Consider the following 17,698-nt stretch of genomic DNA (forward strand, 5'->3'; position numbering starts at 1 on the left):
AAACTAACGTAAAACCACAAAGCTACTAATAGTTAAACGCCCATTAATTGGATCGCAGGCATAACCGTTAGCTGCATTTATATTCCCGGAATGCAATAAGTTGCTTGGATATATAACAACCCGGTTTAGCTTTGCCTCTACACTGAAAATTTGCTCAAACAAAGCTGTGCTGCCATTTATATAATGTGGGTTTTTATGAAGCTTTTGTGCCATGGCTTGTTGCTTTATAGCTTGCCTATAAGGGATAAGTCGCTCTTTTGTGATGCGTTCATACCCCAGGGCTTTATGTTTATAAAATGAAGTACCCCCATGTGTTTCATCACATAAAAAATGCACCATAGCAAGTTGCTTCATATTAGGTGTGTCAAAATGGGGAAGCATTTGTATTGGCCTGAGTTTATCAGGTTCAGTGCATGCAATTGAAAAGGCAGAAAGTATTACATCAAACTCGCTTTTATCTGCCATATTAAAGTGTGAATTAATAATTGGCGCCAGTGCTTTTAACTGCTCTATATAACTAAGCGGTGCTGCTTTTCTTACTCCTGGGTAAAAGTCACTTTCTTGTGCGCAAAATGTTTCTCTGGCGTTTTGAGAAAACACAGCAAAATTAATAAGTGCATCTACATTATTAACAAAATCATCAATAACAATTATTGGGGTTTTTTCCTCCCCTACAGTGTGTATGTGTAACACCATATTTTTGTTAAGTGTAAAATCAATCATCGGCTAAATTAAGCACCGCATTTTTACGCTCTATTAATGGGTATATCTGACCAAGTGAGGTTATTACTGTATAAATGGCAGGTAATAAAGCACTTTGATGTAAAAGCGTAATTTGATCACTATTAAGTTGTGAGAGCTTTTCTTGATTAATAGTGTATAGGCCGTTTAACTTTGTTTTTTTGTTATTTTCAAACGTTACTTCAAGCGATAATGGCTGTAGTAGTTCATACTTTAACAACGCATCAATTAACTTTTTATTGTCTATTTCGCCTTGTAGTAAATGCCCTAAACACTGCTTTATTTGTTTAAAATAGCCACTTTCTTCTGCGCTTTGGGTATAAATTGGTTCTAAATTATTTTCGCTTTGCGCAGAGTTATCAACTACTGCAGGGCTGTTTAAATTAATACACACAGGGTATTGCGTTTGCTGCTTATGCGTATCACCAACAAAAAATGGCTGTCGTTGTAACTGAAGCGGTAAATATACGCCCTGCCACTGTGATTGCTGATAAAACAAGTTCTCATGTTGCTCAAAGCCTAATAAAGCATTTAATGTAAACTCGCCTGTTTCTGAGTTTTTTGCAAAAACTATAGGCTGCTGAACGGCAATTTGGCTAAGCTCCGCCATAACTACGGGGATCATATTAAGATTTTTAGCGTGTGATTGTGCTTTTTGTGTATCTATTTTTATATGCTGATGAGCACTTTGCTCTAATGCGACTAAATTTTCCATGCGTGTCTCTTTATTGTTTTTATGTGTAATTTTTTAAACTAGATAGCACTAAAACCATGGTGCTTAATTTTATTAAGCAGCTCTCGGTTACTAGGTAAGTTAGTGACTGCTTGGTTTATCATGCTCTTATTTTTATCAAACTGACTTTTAGCGAAAACAGTGTCTTTAAGCATATAGGCAGTTGTGCTGTAATCACTTTTAAAGCCCATGCCGTATAAAACATATTGATAACTGGCCGCTGGAAACACCTCATTATTACTTGTAAAGTCGTGATCAGCAGGAGCGCGGTATTGCCACAACTTCATTAGATCTTGTAAGCTTTGAGGAATCGTTTTTGGGTCTCTGTTATCACGCCAAAATGCGTTATCGTCACGGTTTGATAAAATATAATGCAGTTTTAAAAAGTCGATTATTTTTTCCCACCTATAGGTAAACGTCTCGTTAAAGCGTTTGGCGGTAATATCCATAATATCGCGGGTCTGGGGGAGTTGTTCGCTTATCATCTGTGCTGACATTTCAACTAATACCAATGCAGAGGCTTCAAGCGGCTCTAAAAAACCAGCTGAAAGCCCAACCGCAACACAGTTGTTCTGCCAAAAGTGTGAGCGGTGGCCGCTTTTAATAGGGATTTTTCTAATTGTTAACGACTCTATTTTATCGCCAACATACGCTTTGAGCTTTTCTCGTGCTTCAGCTTCGCTACTATATTTACTCGAATACACGTAACCTACACCACGGCGGTGTTGTAACCCTATATCCCATATCCAACCTGCTTCTTGCGCTGTTGAGATTGTGTGGGATGCAATGCTCTCATCTTCATTCTCATAAGGGACTTGCACTGCTAAGGCGGTATCGATAAACAGCACATCATCGCAAGGCATAAAAGGAACCCTATAATGCTCGCCTAATAACAATGATGAAAAGCCGGTGCAATCAACAAATAAATCACCGCTAATTTTACCTTGTTGCTTTGTAGTAACGCTTGCAATATCGCCATTTTTAGCATTATTAACCTGTGTTACATCAGCCAAAATATGTTTAACACCAAGTTCCTGCGTGCAATGTTTTTGTAAAAAAACGGCAAATTTTGCCGAGTCTAAGTGGTAGGCATAATTAGCTATAGCAGCATATTCTGGGGTGCGAATTGTTTTAGGGGCAAGCCCTTGCTCACAAATAGCTTCTTGGTAACACACTGCGTTTGAAAAAGACGTTGACTCAGCGGTGTTATTTAACCAGTGGCCAGCCATATCTGTTTTTGAAAAGCCCTGTGGCAAAACTAATGGGTGATAATAAAAATCATCCTCGGAGCCATCTACCCACTTGGCAAATTTTGCTCCTTGCTTAAAGCTTGCTTCACACTCGCGTATAAAATCAGTTTCGCTAATACCAAGTGCTATTAATGTACTGCGCATGGTAGGCCAAGTACCTTCCCCAACACCTATAATTGGTACATTTGGAGACTCAACGAGAACAACATTAAGGCCATCCGGGGTATTACTTTTGTGGTGCGCCGCTAATCGTCCGGCTGTTAGCCAGCCCGCTATACCACCACCAACGACAACCACTGTTTTTATTTTTTTATTTTGCTGGTTCATACTTGTTACCTATAAAGGCATATTGAAAAAGTGGCTATTACTAATTGTAAAAGCCACTTTATTAATTAAAGTTAAAAACTACCGCGAATACCTAACGCAAAACGTCGTCCGCTATCTTCAACCAACAATAATTGATTAGAAAAACGACCACGCTTGTGCACGTATTCTTCGGTTAAGTTAATACCTTCAAAAAATACCGATACATTTTCGGTAATGTCATAGCTGCCGCTAGCATCAAGTTGTGCGTAATCTTCCACAATTGTCACACCATCACCATTTAGCTGTGTAAGTGACTGAACAAAGCTATCGCGCCAGTTATAAGCTAAACGCGCTTGAAATGGCCCATTCTCATAAAAGCCAACCACATTATAAGAGTCGCTTAAGCCTGTTAATGCAAAAACTTGAGTTATATCTGCAGAGTCTAACTCTGCATCGCTATCTACAAATGTTGCATTAACCATAAAGCCAAAGCCACTATCAAAACTATGTTGCAAGGCGACTTCCCAGCCATCAACAATCGCCGATTCGCTATTATTGGGCAATGTATTAGTGAATACAGCCGTCGAGTCGGCAGCATCAGGGTTGTCTACATCGTTACCTGTAGAGGGGTCAGTTAACAATCCGCCGCCAGACAATTCAAAAGTTAAGTCTTCGGTCGTATTAATAATGAAGTTAGCAACATTTTTTCTAAAGTAACCCGCAGATAAATAACTGGCATCAGCGTAATACCACTCCAACGATAAATCTAAGTTATCAGAGGTAAATGGCTCAAGCGCTGGGTTACCAGAGCTTGATGTTAAATTGCCGCCTTGACGAGTTGTTTCAATAACTGTTACAGGCGACATACTATCGAGCGTTGGCCGTGTAATTGTTTGTGATACCGCAGCACGTGCTATTAGCTCATCGTTTATTTCAAGCTTTACACTAAAGTTAGGTAAAATCGCTTCGTAATCTGAACTTGCTGAGATATTTTCTACAGCGCCAAAGTTAGCGAGCATTTCTGTTTTATCTAGAATGGTTAACGCACTAACCGGCTCATCGGTCCCCTTTACGTTTACATCAGTGCTTTCGTATCTAAAGCCCGCTGTTGCGTATAAAGGCATGCCTGCAAGCTCAGCTTCAAAATCAAACTCAGTATAAAACGAGAACGTATCTTCAGTTATCTCAAACGACTTATTACGTTTAACTGCATCAAAACTAATAGGTTGACCATTCGCCGCAGCTATTTGCTCAAGGTACGCAAAGTTTGCCTCGCCATCGTGTGCAAGCCATGACGTTGGCATACGACCGCTGCCGCTTACATCGCCTAAAAAGTCATCACCTGCATCAAATACAAATTGTGCTAAGCCATCCATACTTGGGTTATCCGGGTAACCACAAAAAGTACAGTGAATACCAACACCTTCGTTATCCCAACGATCAAGATTTTTAGTTTCAGTTGAATACATAGCACCAAACTTGACCGAAACTAGGCCTGAGCTACCATCGTTATGCCAAATGCTATCCCAACGAAACTGATCCACGGTATCTTCTACAGCCCAACCACGACGTAGCATTACGTGTGCTCGACTATTGGCGGTATCTAAATGATTTGATACGCCATCAGGTGCAATCGCAGGGTTATAAGCAACCCCATCAAGTTCTTGCTGACCGCTATAAATATTAGGATTAGCAGAAGCAAACTCACTTGCGTAAGGTAAAATACCGCCATCTACTTCAAATCGAACTCGGTTAGCATAGCCAATCAACGATAGCTGATCGCCACCACCGTTATTAGCCTCACGCTCAGCCTTTGAGTGGCTTAAATCAAATTTCATATTTAAATTATCGTTTACATGCCAATCAAAGTTTAAACCTAATGCGCTAGAGCTTGTTAAGCGATCAAACTTTTTAGCGTGCATATCGGTAGCAAGGCCTACCTCTTGATATAAATCAACCACTGTGCCATTTTCGTCTACAGTTGGCCCTGCAGCCCCGCCAAAGCCTTCTAGGTTTGGCGCTGTAAACCAATGCCCATAAGACGTGGTGTCAGCTTCAACATCAAAATCAGAATAAAGCCCATCAGCTGTTATAACTAAATCATCTGAAGGTGCATACTGTATAACTAAATTTGCATTAGTACGTGTACGTGTTTCTGTAGTGACTTTATGATCGTAGTTACGCGGCGAAAAAATATTACCGGTATATGCTTGCCCGCTTTGAGTTTGCGGATTTGGGACGCCCACGTTTTCTAACCAACCGTCTACCTGTGCCTGGTTTAAGCGTGTTTCGCGCTCCTGGCGAGAAACAGCAAACAACACACCTAGTGTGTCATCATTAAACGTATTGCTAATTAAGCCAGAAATCTCAGGTGTAGTTTCTTCACTATTTTCATCGTAAATACCTTTAACACTGCCCGCAACTTTAAAACCGCTAATTGCAAATGGTCGCGCTGTATTTACATTAACTGTTGAACCAATACCGCCTGACTGCTTTGTGGCTGTTGAGGTTTTAAATACGTCTAAGCTTTTAACCAGCTCTGATGCAATAGTATCAAAGCTAAACGCACGGCTTTGATTTTCAGATGCCATTTGGCGTCCATTTACAAGCACTGTATTAAACTGCGGGCCAAAACCACGTACCGTAATGAGCTGCCCTTCACCGCCTGAACGGTCTATTGAAACCCCTGTAATACGCTGTAAAGACTCAGCTAAATTTGTGTCAGGAAATTTACCAATATCTTCAGCTGAAATGGAGTCAACCACGCCACCCGCTTCTCTTTTGGCATCCATAGCTCGGCCAAGCGAGCCTCTAATTCCGCGTACTTCAATTATTTCTGGTTCTTGTGCTGCTGTTTCTGCTATTGCAGGGAGCGTTGCCATTGTGCTTAGTACAGCTAGTACAGCACTCGACACGCCATTTTTTTTATAGTTAGCCATGTTGTCAGTTCTCTCGAAACTTGGGTCTATTAAAATAGATATTTGCCCATCTTCGCTAACTTGCGGTCGCAAACCTGTGCCATCGAGTAAAATCTGTAACGCGTTTATTATTGAATACTCGCCAGCAATAGTATTTGTTTGTAACTGCTGAATTTTATCCAGCGGAAAAAGCAAAGTAATATCGGCTTGCTCGGCAAAATTTATTAGCGATAAATCGGCCCTTTGTCTAGGAATATTAAACACTGCTTTATCGTTTACAGGGCTCGCTTTTACCTCGGTGGTGAATAAGCTAAAAACCAGCACATAAATTGGTAAACAAAGCGGCAAATGCACATATTCCTTGTGTATAGTTTTTGGCCATACACTGAATAAAGACGAGTGACTTTTTATTTTCCTCCATAAATATTTTTTATTTTTTTTAAATAAATTATTTTTTTGACTTGCCATGCTAATTTGTTTTTGCCTTGATTATTTTTATTGTTAGCGTTTTTACTTGTATTTTTAAACGATTAAAAATACAGTCCAAATTGCCATTTTTTACTTATTAATTAAAAAGTTAAAGTTTTTAAAATGAATAATCAGTACCTGGTGAGGTATTTGTAATGAAAAAACTGTAGTACACTTCGCCTTTACATTACAAGCTTTATGCCCCGTGCGGTTAATGAACATTAAATTTATAAAATATAATGCTGATTTATTTTTTAAATTTAATGGCGGATTTTTTCTTACCATTCGTCTTAGTTTGAAGTGGCAAAACAATAACAATAATTGCCGTAAACACACACACGAGACACACACTAAATGACGAAAGACACACTTTTTTATAAGGTCTATTTGGCCTCGCGCAAAAGTCTCTCAAATGTAGTTGCACGCATAGTGCCGCCACATGAAATTGAAGATATAGTGCAAGAAACTTATGTGCGAATTTGTCAGATTAAAAACACTGAAAACATAAGCTCACCAAAATCTTTTATTTATAAAACGGCGCGAAATTTAGCGCTCGATTATCAAAAGCAAGCCAATATACGCCTAGTCGATGGGATCGACAACATGGAAGCGTTAGAGCAACTCTTAGCGGAGCATCAGCAAGACGAAATGTATGAAAAAGCACTAACCGATAGTGAGTTTTCTAATTTTTGTGAAGCCATACGGCTTTTACCCGTGCAATGCCGCAAAGTGTTTGTATTAAAAAAAGTGTATGGTTATTCGCAGCGAGAAATTGCTGCTCAATTAAACATTAGTGAAAGTACCGTGGAAAAACATATAGCAACAGGCATGAAACGTTGTACGCAATTTATGCGTCAATCTAAAAAAAGTGTTTATGAGCAACCAAATACTTCTTCCCAGCTAAATGCAGGAGGTAGGAATGACTAATATTCATCACATAAACGAGCGAAACACTAGCGACGATTTGCGCCTTGATGAAGCCAGTGAGTGGCTGGCTAAACTTGAACGTGGATTGACTAAATCTGAAGAGCAAGCGCTAAAGCAATGGTTAGCACAATCTTATAAAAATGTAGAAGTGTTACTTGAGGTAGCAAAGCTGTGGGATAAAATGGACGATCTCAGTCGTTTGTCAGATCTATTTCCACAAACACCAGTAAAACAAAAACGTCTCCCTATGTGGTTGAGTGCAACAGCTGCTTCTATTTTATTAGCGGTTGCACTTAGCCTTTTTCAAGAAGCATTTAACTTTTCATTTTTTTACCCAGTTAATCAGTCAGCAGTGGTTGCTAAACAACTTAATTTTCAAACCGACGTAGGTGAAAGTAAGGACATACTGCTTTCTGATAAAAGCAAAATCACCTTAAACACAAATAGCTTCGTTCAAGTGAGGTATACCCAACACTCTCGCGTAATAAATTTACTGCGTGGTGAAATTCATATAGACGTAGCTCACGATAAAATGCGTCCTTTAAGTGTTATCGCTGGTGATAAAGTTATTCAGGCTGTTGGTACTGCATTTAATGTAGAAGTAGGTCAAAAGCAAATAGAACTCATTGTGACAGATGGCAAAGTCCTTGTTGCAGAGCAAAAAGCCGAATCGTTACCCAACCTTTCCCTGGGGACTAATAAACAAGGACAGTATTTATCAAATAGTTCAACTTCGGTGTCAAAGGGAGAAAAACTTGATTTAAGCTTTAAAGGTAAAATTGCTAAAGCGGTCGAAAAAGTTGATCCTATGGATGTAGCCGCAAGATTATCGTGGCGCAAAGGTAGCTTAATATTTAGAGGTGAATCACTTGCTGAAGCCATGGCTGAAATCGGCCGCTATACAAATATAGATTTTGAGCTTTCAGAAGATGACCGTCTCAAACAAGTACAAGTAGCTGGCATGTTTAAAACGGGCGATATTAAAGGGTTATTAGAAGTATTAAACAATAATTTTAATATTGATTATGAGAGAGTTAGCCCTGATAAAATTCGTCTAAAATACGCTGCACCACACGTCTCAATTTAGTAAAGTACACAATAATAAAACTAGGACACACAATTATGACATCACCTATCTCGCCGAGCAGTAATAGCTCGGCGCACACATTGGGCACATGCTCTCTTTTTTATGTAATTTTCATCTCTGCAGTGGCTGCTATTGGTGGCTTTTTATTTGGTTTTGACTCGGGCGTTATTAACGGCACGGTGTCGGCGCTCGGCAATGCTTTTAATTCAAGCAGTGTGGCTACGGGCTTCAATGTGGCATCGGTATTATTAGGGTGCGCCTTGGGGGCTCTTGCTGCGGGGCCACTGGCTGATAAATTTGGTCGCCGTGCCATTATGATCATCACCGCGATTATTTTTGCTATTAGTGCGTTTGGCTCAGGCATTAGCGAAAGCTCGGCCGAGTTTATTTTTTACCGCTTATTTGGTGGCTTAGGTATTGGTGCTGCATCGGTATTAGCGCCGGCTTATATTGCAGAGGTTGCACCACCCGCCCTTCGTGGTCGTTTAGCTACACTTCAACAACTCGCTATTGTATTGGGCTTGTTTGCTGCGTTTTTAAGTAACTATTTAATTGCTGATGCAGCTGGTAGTGCGCAAAACATTTTAATGCTTGATATAGCCGCTTGGCGCTGGATGTTTTGGGTTGAGCTTGTGCCTGCAATACTGTTTTTAGTGGGTGTGTTGTTTATTCCTGAGTCGCCTCGTTATTTAGTGGCGCAAGGTAAAGTAGACGATGCAAAAACGGTATTTAGTAAAATTTCGAACGACAGTGCTGATGCGCAAATAAGCGATGTTAAAAACTCTTTGCATAGCGATAAAAAGCCGAGTATTCGTGATTTATTTATTGATGGCAGTAAAAAAGTACACCCAATTGTTTGGGCGGGTGTTGCGCTGAGTGTATTTCAGCAATTTGTAGGTATTAACGTGGTATTTTATTACGGCTCTGAGCTTTGGCAAGCTGCTGGGTTTGACGAGTCGCAATCGCTATTTATAAATGTATTAGCGGGTACTACTAATATTGTATCGACCTTTATTGCTATTGCCCTTGTTGACAAAATTGGTCGGAAACCACTTTTACTTGTGGGCAGTGTGGGTATGTTTATTAGCTTAAGTGCGCTTACTTATATATTTGGCAGCGCAGGCCTTGATGAAGCAGGCAAGCTTGCACTTAGCGATAACATGGGTACGTTTGCGCTTATTATGGCTAACTTATTTGTGGTGTTTTTTGGCTTAAGTTGGGGCCCGGTTGTGTGGGTGTTATTAGGCGAGATGTTTAATAACCGTATTCGCGGCGCAGCGCTTGCAGTTGCTGCAAGCGCACAGTGGATTGCTAACTTTGCCATTACCATGACCTTCCCTATTATGCTGGCTAATATTGGCCTTGCAGGTGCGTACGGCTTTTATGCGTTATCGGCACTTATTAGTATATTTTTTGTTGTTAAATACATTAAAGAGACCCGAGGTAAAACACTTGAGTCTATGTAATTAGCCAAATAAAAAGCGGTGAACCCTCTCACCGCTTTGTGTTTTTTAGTTAAATGATTGATTCAACAGCTGTATGCAAGGATTAAGAAGTTACTGCGCTAAATATTGAATTCACTACCCACCCTTAATATTCCTTTTTACTATAAGTAATCGATTTAAATTCCTTTTTTGAATATATAAAATTAGCTATTGTCCGCCTTTTCCAACTTCGTATGTCTGTCAAAATGAAAAATAAGTTAGTATCTGGTTTGGCCCTAACCTTTACCCTAGGTTCTTTTAACGCACTTGCTACCAATGGGTATTTTACTCATGGTTATGGCATGACCCACAAAGGCATGGCGGGTGCGGGTGTTGCGCTATCGGAAGAGTTGATGTCGGGTGCAAATAATCCTGCTAGCTTTAATGTAAATGACACTGAAATTTCAGTTGGGTTAGAGTTATTTTCACCTGATAGAAAATACACAGCTTCATCTGTAGATACGTTTTATCCTAATGCGCTTTATCTTGAAGCAAAAACCCAAAAAAGTGATAACACGTTATTTGCTATTCCTGAATTTGCCATTGGCCACCAGCTCAATGACAAAATAAATATTGGCTTATTAGTTTACGGCAATGGCGGCATGAACACCGACTACAACGCCGAGTCAGAACCCGAAGGCACATTTTATGCTGGCACGACTGGCGTTGATTTAAAGCAGATGTTTATTAGCCCAACTATTAACTACCAGTTAAATGAGCAAACAAAAGTGGGGGTTTCACCTATTTATGTTGTGCAACAGTTTAAAGCAACAGGCCTTGGAAACTTTGCGCCTTTTTCGCAATCGCCCCAAGCGCTTACAAATAATGGCACCGACACCAGCACAGGTTTAGGTGTACAAGTAGGTATAACTCAAACCGTAGGCACATCGTTTAGCTGGGGTGCCAGTTACCGCTCATCGGTGTCTATGGATGAGTTTGATAGCTATAAAGGTTTATTTGCAGAAAATGGTGGCTTTGATTTACCAAGCTCGATTCAAATTGGTGCCGCTTATAAGTTAACGCCTACAAACCAAGTTGTATTTGATTGGCAAAAAATAAACTACAGTGAAGTTAAAAGCATTGCCAATCCAATGAGTAACTTAATGTCTGCACCTTTAGGTGCAAGCGCAGGTGCAGGGTTTGGCTGGGAAGATATGGATATATATAAACTAGGCTATCAGTGGCAGCGCACTGCAAAGCAAAAAATTCGCTTTGGTGTTTCATACACGCAACAGCCTATTCCATCGTCTGAGGTGTTATTTAATATTTTAGCGCCGGGTGTACAAGAGTGGCATTTTACAACGGGTTTTAGTCATAAAGTTAGCGAAAAAGTACAATTAAACGCTATGGCTTTTTACTCGCCAGCTAAAAAAGTATCGGGTGCAAACTTTTTAGCGCCTAACCAACAATTATCAATTGAAATGCAACAGTCTGGTGTTGGTGTATCTATTGTTTGGGGAATTTAAAATGGTAACCGAATTTACGCCCATTTCAGCCGCTTTAGGCGGTGCTTTAATAGGTATAGCCTGCGCACTATTACTGGTTTTATTTGGCAAAGTAGCCGGTATTTCAGGATTAGTTAAATCGCTGTTCACCCCATTAAAACCCGATAATGTATGGAAAGTATGCTTTATTGCAGGCTTACTAATTGCAGGCGTTGCTACCTTATTTGTTGCACCTGAATTATTAGAGGGCGATTTAAATATACCCTCTTGGTTAATTATTGTAGCGGGCCTTTTAGTGGGTGTAGGTACTTCACTTGCTAATGGTTGTACAAGCGGGCATGGCGTGTGTGGTATGTCGCGTTTTTCTACTCGCTCTTGGGTTTCAACATGTGTGTTTATGCTTGTTGCCGTTATCACTGCTAACTTAATTGGATAAAACATGAAAGCAATTACATCGGTGTTTTTAGGCTTTATTTTCGGCTTAGGCCTTATTATTAGTGGAATGACTAACCCTGATAAAGTACTCAACTTTTTAACCTTTGGCGAGAACTGGGATGGCAGTTTAATTATTGTAATGGCTGTAGCCATGGGAATAATGATGTTGGCGTGGTTTTGGGTTTCTAAAAAAGACAGCCCTTTATTTGGTGAAACATTTAGCCTGAGTAATCTAAAAAATGTAGATCGTAGATTAATTACGGGCTCTGTTTTGTTTGGTTTAGGGTGGGGATTGAGTGGTATTTGCCCAGGCCCAGGCTTGGTTCAATTAGTGTCACTCAAAATGGAGTTTTGGCTGTTTTTTGCCTCGGTACTGGGTGGAATGTGGTTGGCCAAAAAAATATAAGCGACTTTTGCCGAGCTTGTCTCGGCAATACACTTTTTTTATTCTAAACATAGGTACATAACTTGCTGTAATAAATATAAATATATTTATTAGGTTTAAGTTATGCTCAAAAATACGCTTGATGTTATTAATAACACCCCTTGGTTGAGTACAGTAGCTTACCTTTCAATCATAACTATACTCTTGTTTTTTATTCGTTTTTTTATAATGTATTGGTTACAAAAGTGGACATCAAAAACCACTTTTACATTCGATACCCTACTTCTTGACTCAATATCTAAACCACTCACACTTTGCACGTTTATTGTGCTAATCACCATTTTGGAGCACGATACATTCGTTATTGACCCCGAGTTAGCGAAGCGAATTCCGTTCAACAGCATCAATATTGTATTAGCTTTACTTGCACTTATTTTCTTTTTAAATCACTTTATTATTGGCACGGTTAATCACTATGCTAAACAATCAGCCGTTATATTCAATTCTCAAAGTATTATTAAGGGGGTTATTCGCGTTACATTGTTTTCAGTGGGGTTGTTGGTTTTATTAGGCACATTGGGTATTTCAATTACACCTATTATTGCATCTCTTGGTATTACGTCATTGGCGGTGGCACTTGCCTTACAACCCACCCTTGAAAACTTTTTTTCGGGCGTACAGCTCGTTATTGATAAACCCATACGCGTAGGTGATTTTATTGAGCTTGAGTCAAAGGAGCAAGGCTTTGTAGAAAAAATTGGTTGGCGCTCTACGTGGGTTAAAATGCTGCCAAATAATATGATTATTATTCCTAATAGTCAGCTTTCTAAATCGCGTATTATTAATTACTTTTACCCCGAAAAAGAGCTGAGTGTGCCTGTTGATGTAAGCGTTCATTACAGCTCAGACCTAGAATTTGTAGAGCAAGTAACGCTTGAAGTTGCGCGACAAATACTGATTGACCATGAGTGGGGCGTTGATGATTACAATACCTTTGTGGTGTATCACACCTTTGATAACTCAAGCATTAATTTTACCGTAATGCTGCGCGCAAAAGAGTACTTTAATCGGTTTTGGGTTAAATCTGCTTTTATTAAAGCGCTACATAAACGCTATAACCAAGAAGGTATTGTGATCCCCTTCCCTATTACAGCTATTAACACAGCTCAAGAAGCCGCTAATTTTAATAGCGATAAAAAATAAGCGCGAGATAAGCTCGCGCTTAAATTGCTTTAAAATTTATAGGTTACTTGGCCTACTAATTCTCGTGGGCTGCCTGGGAAGTGACCGTTACGCTCACTAAAGCCACTTACTGCGTATTTTTTATCGAATAGATTATTGATATTTACACTTAATAACACATCGTCAAAGCGGGTACTCCAGCTCATGTCAAATACGGTAAAGGGTTTAACTTTTTGGCCGTCTTGGCTTATTTGCTCGCTTACGTAATTTGCGCCAAATGCTATAGACGAGTCGATGCTATCAAGCGCAAAACGCGACCATAAACCAGCTTGATGGCGCGGGGCATTAGCAAAACGAGAGCCATCACCGTAGGTGCTTGAAATAGTATCGCCCGTTACCCCCTCAACAACTAGCGTATCGTTATAGGCGTAGTTAGCAGTTAGCGTCCAGTATTCGGTTAAATCGCCCACCAGCGTTGTTTCAAACCCACGGCTTTCTACCTCACCAATATTTAAAAGTGCTGCAATGCCATCCCCCGCGCCAGTGTCGTCAGGGTTGCTCATTACTACGTTTTCTTTATTAATTTGGTAAATAGCAAAGGTGCTCATAATTTTGCCATCTAGCCATTTGTTTTTCATACCAATTTCGGTTTGTTTACCGGTTTCTGGGGTTAAATTACCCTCGCCCTCTACATCTTCTTGATCGCCTGATGATGCGGGGTTAAAGCTTTCTGAGTAGTTTATGTATACCGATGTGTTTTCAACAGGTTGGTATGTAACAGCCACGCGCGGGGTTACATCGTTATCTGAGTAACTGTAACCGGTTTCTTTGTTTAGCTCTTTAAAATAATCGTAACGCAGGCCGGCAATCACGGTCCATTGCTCATTAATGCTTACAACATCTTGTACGTATAGGCCAAAACGGTCGGTTTCAACACCATCGCGGTTCATGTCTGTCAGGTTATAAGTACGTGGGTCGGTTTCGCCGTAATTTAAGTTAAATATGTTTAAATTAGTCACACCGTCTGCTTCATAGCGGGCACGTAAGTAATCGTACTCGGTATCAACTATGTGGTAGTCGCCGCCAAATAATACTTGGTGTGCTAATTGGCCTTGCTCAAAGCTATAAACAAAGTCGGTGGTTAAGCTTGTTTCTTCATTTGCGCGGTATTGATTACGGTATTCGCGTTTAATGGTTTCGTCATCAATGTTTGCTTCACCATCGCCGTTTACATCTACCCAGCTTTGCGACTCATGGTAGGCTTGGTCGCGTTCGTTATCCATGTAACGAAGTGTGCTACTTACAGAAAAATCATCATTAAAGTAATGCTTTAGCTCGGCTTGCAGCACTAACGCTTCCATGTCTTGGTAGTCAAATGCTTCGTTTGCGTTGTAACTAGGGTCAACTAAAAAGTTGCCATTGTCATCTACCGGTACACCACGTAAACGGTTACCGCCTAAGTCTTGTTTGATGTAGTCAACACTTGTGGTTAGTGTGGTTGAATCTGTTAAATCAAATAATAAACCACCGGTAAACTCACTGTTTTTTGAATCTGCATTATTACGAAAGCTGTCTTGCTCTTCGTAATAACCACCTACACGATACGCCATGGTGTCGGTTAAACTGCCGGTCATATCAAGAGATGCACCACGTGTGTCGTAATTGCCAAGCGTTAGCTTTAGCTCTTTGCTTTGCGTGTACGAAGGCTTTTTAGTCACATAGTTGATCATACCGCCTGGCTCACCACCACCATATAACGCAGAGGCTGGGCCTTTTAATACTTCTACACGCGCTACATTAAATAATTGCGGTACACCAAAGCCCGAGTACGGATCGCCACGTACGCCATCGTAAAATACATTGGCATCGTCTCTAAATCCGCGAAAAGTAACTCCTGAATAACTGTACTCACTTACCCCGGCTATTGAGCGGTATAAATCGGTAATATCGCGCGCGGCTTGGTCAATAATAAGTTGCTCGGTTAATACCTGCGCAGATTGCGGTAATTTAATAAGATCTAAATCCGTTTTAGTGCCAATTTTACTTTCGGTTTCTAGGTAAAATTGCTGAGCACGGCCTGTTACTTCTATTGTTTCAATTTCGTTATTTTGCTCGGCAAATACCACATTAGAAAAAGCAGAAAAAGATGCAGCAATACTGAGCGCCAAATATTTTTGGTTAAACATGTTGATCCTGAAAAAAAGGTGTATAAAACGCCTTAAATGATAACGACTATCATTATCATGTGCAATGTAAATAATTTCATATTCATCCTTATTTTTCGAATGAAGAGTATTTAAGCAACACACTAAATTGGCAGCTCAGCTATGAATAAATTAATTAGCATTACTGGAATACATAATTGATATAATATAACATATCTAAAAATACACTTTAGTAAGATTATTAAATGATAAATAAACTGCCCGTCACAGTGTTATCAGGTTTTTTGGGGGCTGGTAAAACAACCATTCTTAGCCACATTCTTAATAACAGGCAAAGTAAAAAAGTCGCCGTCATAGTTAACGATATGAGCGATATAAATATCGATGCCGCAACAATTAAAAGTGATGTATCGCTCAATCACAGTAATGAAAAACTAGTCGAAATGAGTAACGGTTGTATTTGCTGCACCCTACGAGAAGACTTACTTATTGAAGTGGGCAAACTTGCCAATGATGGGCCCTCGTCATTGAATCTACAGGCATATCTGAGCCCCTCCCCGTTGCAGAAACATTTACCTTTGCCGACGAAAACGGGGGTTCACTTAGTGATCTTGCCAACCTTGATACAATGGTAACGGTGGTTGACGCCGTTAACTTTTTAAACGACTACGAACAAGCAAACGACTTACAAGATACTGGCGAATCGTTAGGTAAAGACGACGAGCGAAGCGTAGCCGACTTACTTGTTGACCAAGTTGAATTTGCCGATGTTATTTTAATTAGTAAAACTGATTTAATTACAAACGATGAATTAAATAGACTCACTGCCATTTTAAATACGCTCAATACCCAAGCTAACATTATTCCTATATCAAACGGGCATATTAATATTAACCAAGTGCTAAACACCGGCTTATTTAATTTTGAACGTGCCCAACAAGCACCGGGTTGGCTTAAAGAAATGCGTGGTGAACATATTCCCGAAACCGAAGAGTATGGTATTGGCAGTTTTAATTACACTGTGCGCCGCCCATTTGACCCTGAAAAGTTTTATAACTTTTTGCACAACACCGAGCAATTTGGCAAGCTCATTCGTTCTAAAGGGTATTTTTGGCTCGCAACGCGCCCTTTATTTTGCGCGCAGTGGAGCCAAGCTGGCGGTATAGCGCATTACGGGTTTGCAGGCATGTTTTATAAAGCAATACCTAAAAAAGACTGGCCCACAGAGCCCGAACTACTTGCTGATATAAACAGTAAATGGGTAGAGCCCTTTGGTGACATGCGCCAAGAGCTTGTTTTTATTGGTCAGTCGTTAGATAAAAAAGCCATGATTAAAGCGCTTGATGACTGCCTTCTCCCAGAAGATGCCGTAATTAAAGGTAAAGATTTTTGGAAAACCTTTAACGACCCGTTTCCTATTTGGGAGGAAGAGTAATGAATGCCCTAGCCCCAATAACAGCCCAAGTAAAACCGGCTGAACCGCTATACCGAAGAGCAGCTAAAGAGTGTGACGCCAATGTATTGCCACAAATTTATAACCAAGATACTAACATTGTTATTTGGCAAAGAAACCTTGAGCAAACATTAACAAGTGCAGTTAATACACTCATTAGCGCTAATGCTTTAAAGCCACTTGAACTTGCGGTATCACCCGATGATGCGTTTGATCAATTAATAAAAGCGCTTAAGCCAGAAGATAATAACAGCGATGAAATTAAAGCTCTGTGTGAAGACATTGCACTGTTGGTTGAAATGTTTTGCTGCCTGTTTGATTTAAAACGCGCCGGTTTGAGGTTAAAAATATTAGATAGACCCATGTGCCCGCGCTTTCACGTAGACAAAATTCCGTGTCGATTAGTGACTACTTATCACGGCGTTGCAACGCAATGGTTAAATCACGGCGATGTAAGCCGCTCAAAGCTCGGTACTGGTAATTTAGGTAAGCCTGATGAGGAGTCTGGCTTAATTAAAAGCCTAAATAATATTAACCAGCTAACTGAAGGCGATGTTGCACTGCTTAAAGGCGAATACTGGGATGAAAACGAAGGCGCAGGTTTAGTGCATCGCTCACCACCGTTGGCTGGAACTAATAGCGCCCCTAGGTTACTGCTTACTCTCGATTTTATATAAAATTAAAGCGCCATTCATAAAGGCCATATTTTGTCTGGCCTT

At 40.1% G+C, this 17,698-nt stretch carries 13 protein-coding genes and 1 pseudogene; 9 read left to right on the forward strand and 5 right to left on the reverse strand.

The genetic code is table 11. From position 1 onward, the window contains the following. Window positions 1–3: 3 nt before the first annotated feature. From MTP24_RS10685 to MTP24_RS10700, 4 genes are all read right to left on the reverse strand, one after another. Window positions 4–723 carry a DUF6445 family protein gene (locus tag MTP24_RS10685; RefSeq protein WP_243531134.1) on the reverse strand — a complete coding sequence of 240 codons (720 nt, stop codon included), beginning with the start codon at window positions 721–723 and terminating at the stop codon, window positions 4–6. Further along, window positions 716–1,456: a SapC family protein gene (locus MTP24_RS10690; protein ID WP_243531136.1), complete on the reverse strand. Its 741-nt coding sequence runs from the start codon at window positions 1,454–1,456 to the stop codon at window positions 716–718. The genes MTP24_RS10685 and MTP24_RS10690 overlap by 8 nt, the downstream gene beginning before the upstream one ends. A 38-nt stretch (window positions 1,457–1,494) precedes the next feature. Continuing rightward, window positions 1,495–3,051: a tryptophan halogenase family protein gene (locus tag MTP24_RS10695; protein WP_243531138.1), complete on the reverse strand. Its 1,557-nt coding sequence runs from the start codon at window positions 3,049–3,051 to the stop codon at window positions 1,495–1,497. A 71-nt stretch (window positions 3,052–3,122) separates the two neighbouring features. Next, window positions 3,123–6,416 (reverse strand): TonB-dependent receptor, encoded by a 3,294-nt coding sequence (locus MTP24_RS10700; RefSeq protein ID WP_243531140.1) that lies wholly within the window; start codon window positions 6,414–6,416, stop codon window positions 3,123–3,125. Between the two features lie 354 nt (window positions 6,417–6,770). Between MTP24_RS10700 and MTP24_RS10705 the strand changes: the two genes are divergently transcribed. The 7 genes from MTP24_RS10705 (at window position 6,771) to MTP24_RS10735 (ending at window position 13,382) form a co-directional block, all read left to right on the forward strand. Continuing rightward, on the forward strand, window positions 6,771–7,343 hold the full coding sequence (locus tag MTP24_RS10705) for an RNA polymerase sigma factor (RefSeq protein ID WP_203986624.1): 573 nt from the start codon (window positions 6,771–6,773) through the stop codon (window positions 7,341–7,343). After that, window positions 7,336–8,430: a FecR domain-containing protein gene (locus MTP24_RS10710; protein WP_203986621.1), complete on the forward strand. Its 1,095-nt coding sequence runs from the start codon at window positions 7,336–7,338 to the stop codon at window positions 8,428–8,430. The genes MTP24_RS10705 and MTP24_RS10710 overlap by 8 nt, the downstream gene beginning before the upstream one ends. Before the next feature lie 35 nt (window positions 8,431–8,465). Continuing rightward, complete coding sequence (locus tag MTP24_RS10715; protein WP_243531142.1) at window positions 8,466–9,896, forward strand: sugar porter family MFS transporter; 1,431 nt, start codon at window positions 8,466–8,468, stop codon at window positions 9,894–9,896. A 224-nt stretch (window positions 9,897–10,120) separates the two neighbouring features. Beyond that, window positions 10,121–11,380, forward strand: a complete 1,260-nt coding sequence (locus MTP24_RS10720) for an outer membrane protein transport protein (RefSeq protein ID WP_243531144.1) — start codon at window positions 10,121–10,123, stop codon at window positions 11,378–11,380. 1 nt (window position 11,381) lies between these two features. After that, window positions 11,382–11,795: a YeeE/YedE thiosulfate transporter family protein gene (locus tag MTP24_RS10725; RefSeq protein ID WP_243531146.1), complete on the forward strand. Its 414-nt coding sequence runs from the start codon at window positions 11,382–11,384 to the stop codon at window positions 11,793–11,795. A 3-nt stretch (window positions 11,796–11,798) separates the two neighbouring features. Beyond that, window positions 11,799–12,200, forward strand: coding sequence for a DUF6691 family protein (locus MTP24_RS10730; protein ID WP_243531149.1), 402 nt, complete (start codon window positions 11,799–11,801; stop codon window positions 12,198–12,200). A gap of 102 nt (window positions 12,201–12,302) precedes the next feature. After that, window positions 12,303–13,382, forward strand: coding sequence for a mechanosensitive ion channel domain-containing protein (locus tag MTP24_RS10735; protein ID WP_243531151.1), 1,080 nt, complete (start codon window positions 12,303–12,305; stop codon window positions 13,380–13,382). A gap of 29 nt (window positions 13,383–13,411) precedes the next feature. Here MTP24_RS10735 and MTP24_RS10740 read toward each other — a convergent pair whose 3' ends face one another. After that, window positions 13,412–15,547, reverse strand: a complete 2,136-nt coding sequence (locus tag MTP24_RS10740; RefSeq protein WP_243531153.1) for a TonB-dependent siderophore receptor — start codon at window positions 15,545–15,547, stop codon at window positions 13,412–13,414. A gap of 224 nt (window positions 15,548–15,771) precedes the next feature. Between MTP24_RS10740 and zigA the strand changes: the two are divergent. Both zigA and MTP24_RS10750 read left to right on the forward strand, forming a co-directional pair. Beyond that, window positions 15,772–16,961, forward strand: a pseudogene (gene zigA / locus MTP24_RS10745) (zinc metallochaperone GTPase ZigA). Beyond that, window positions 16,961–17,656 carry a DUF1826 domain-containing protein gene (locus MTP24_RS10750; protein ID WP_243531155.1) on the forward strand — a complete coding sequence of 232 codons (696 nt, stop codon included), beginning with the start codon at window positions 16,961–16,963 and terminating at the stop codon, window positions 17,654–17,656. Before zigA ends, MTP24_RS10750 begins: the two are co-directional and overlap by 1 nt. Window positions 17,657–17,698 lie beyond the last annotated feature (42 nt).

The organism is Pseudoalteromonas sp. APM04 (assembly GCF_022809815.1).
Classification (GTDB): Bacteria; Pseudomonadota; Gammaproteobacteria; order Enterobacterales; family Alteromonadaceae; genus Pseudoalteromonas; species Pseudoalteromonas marina.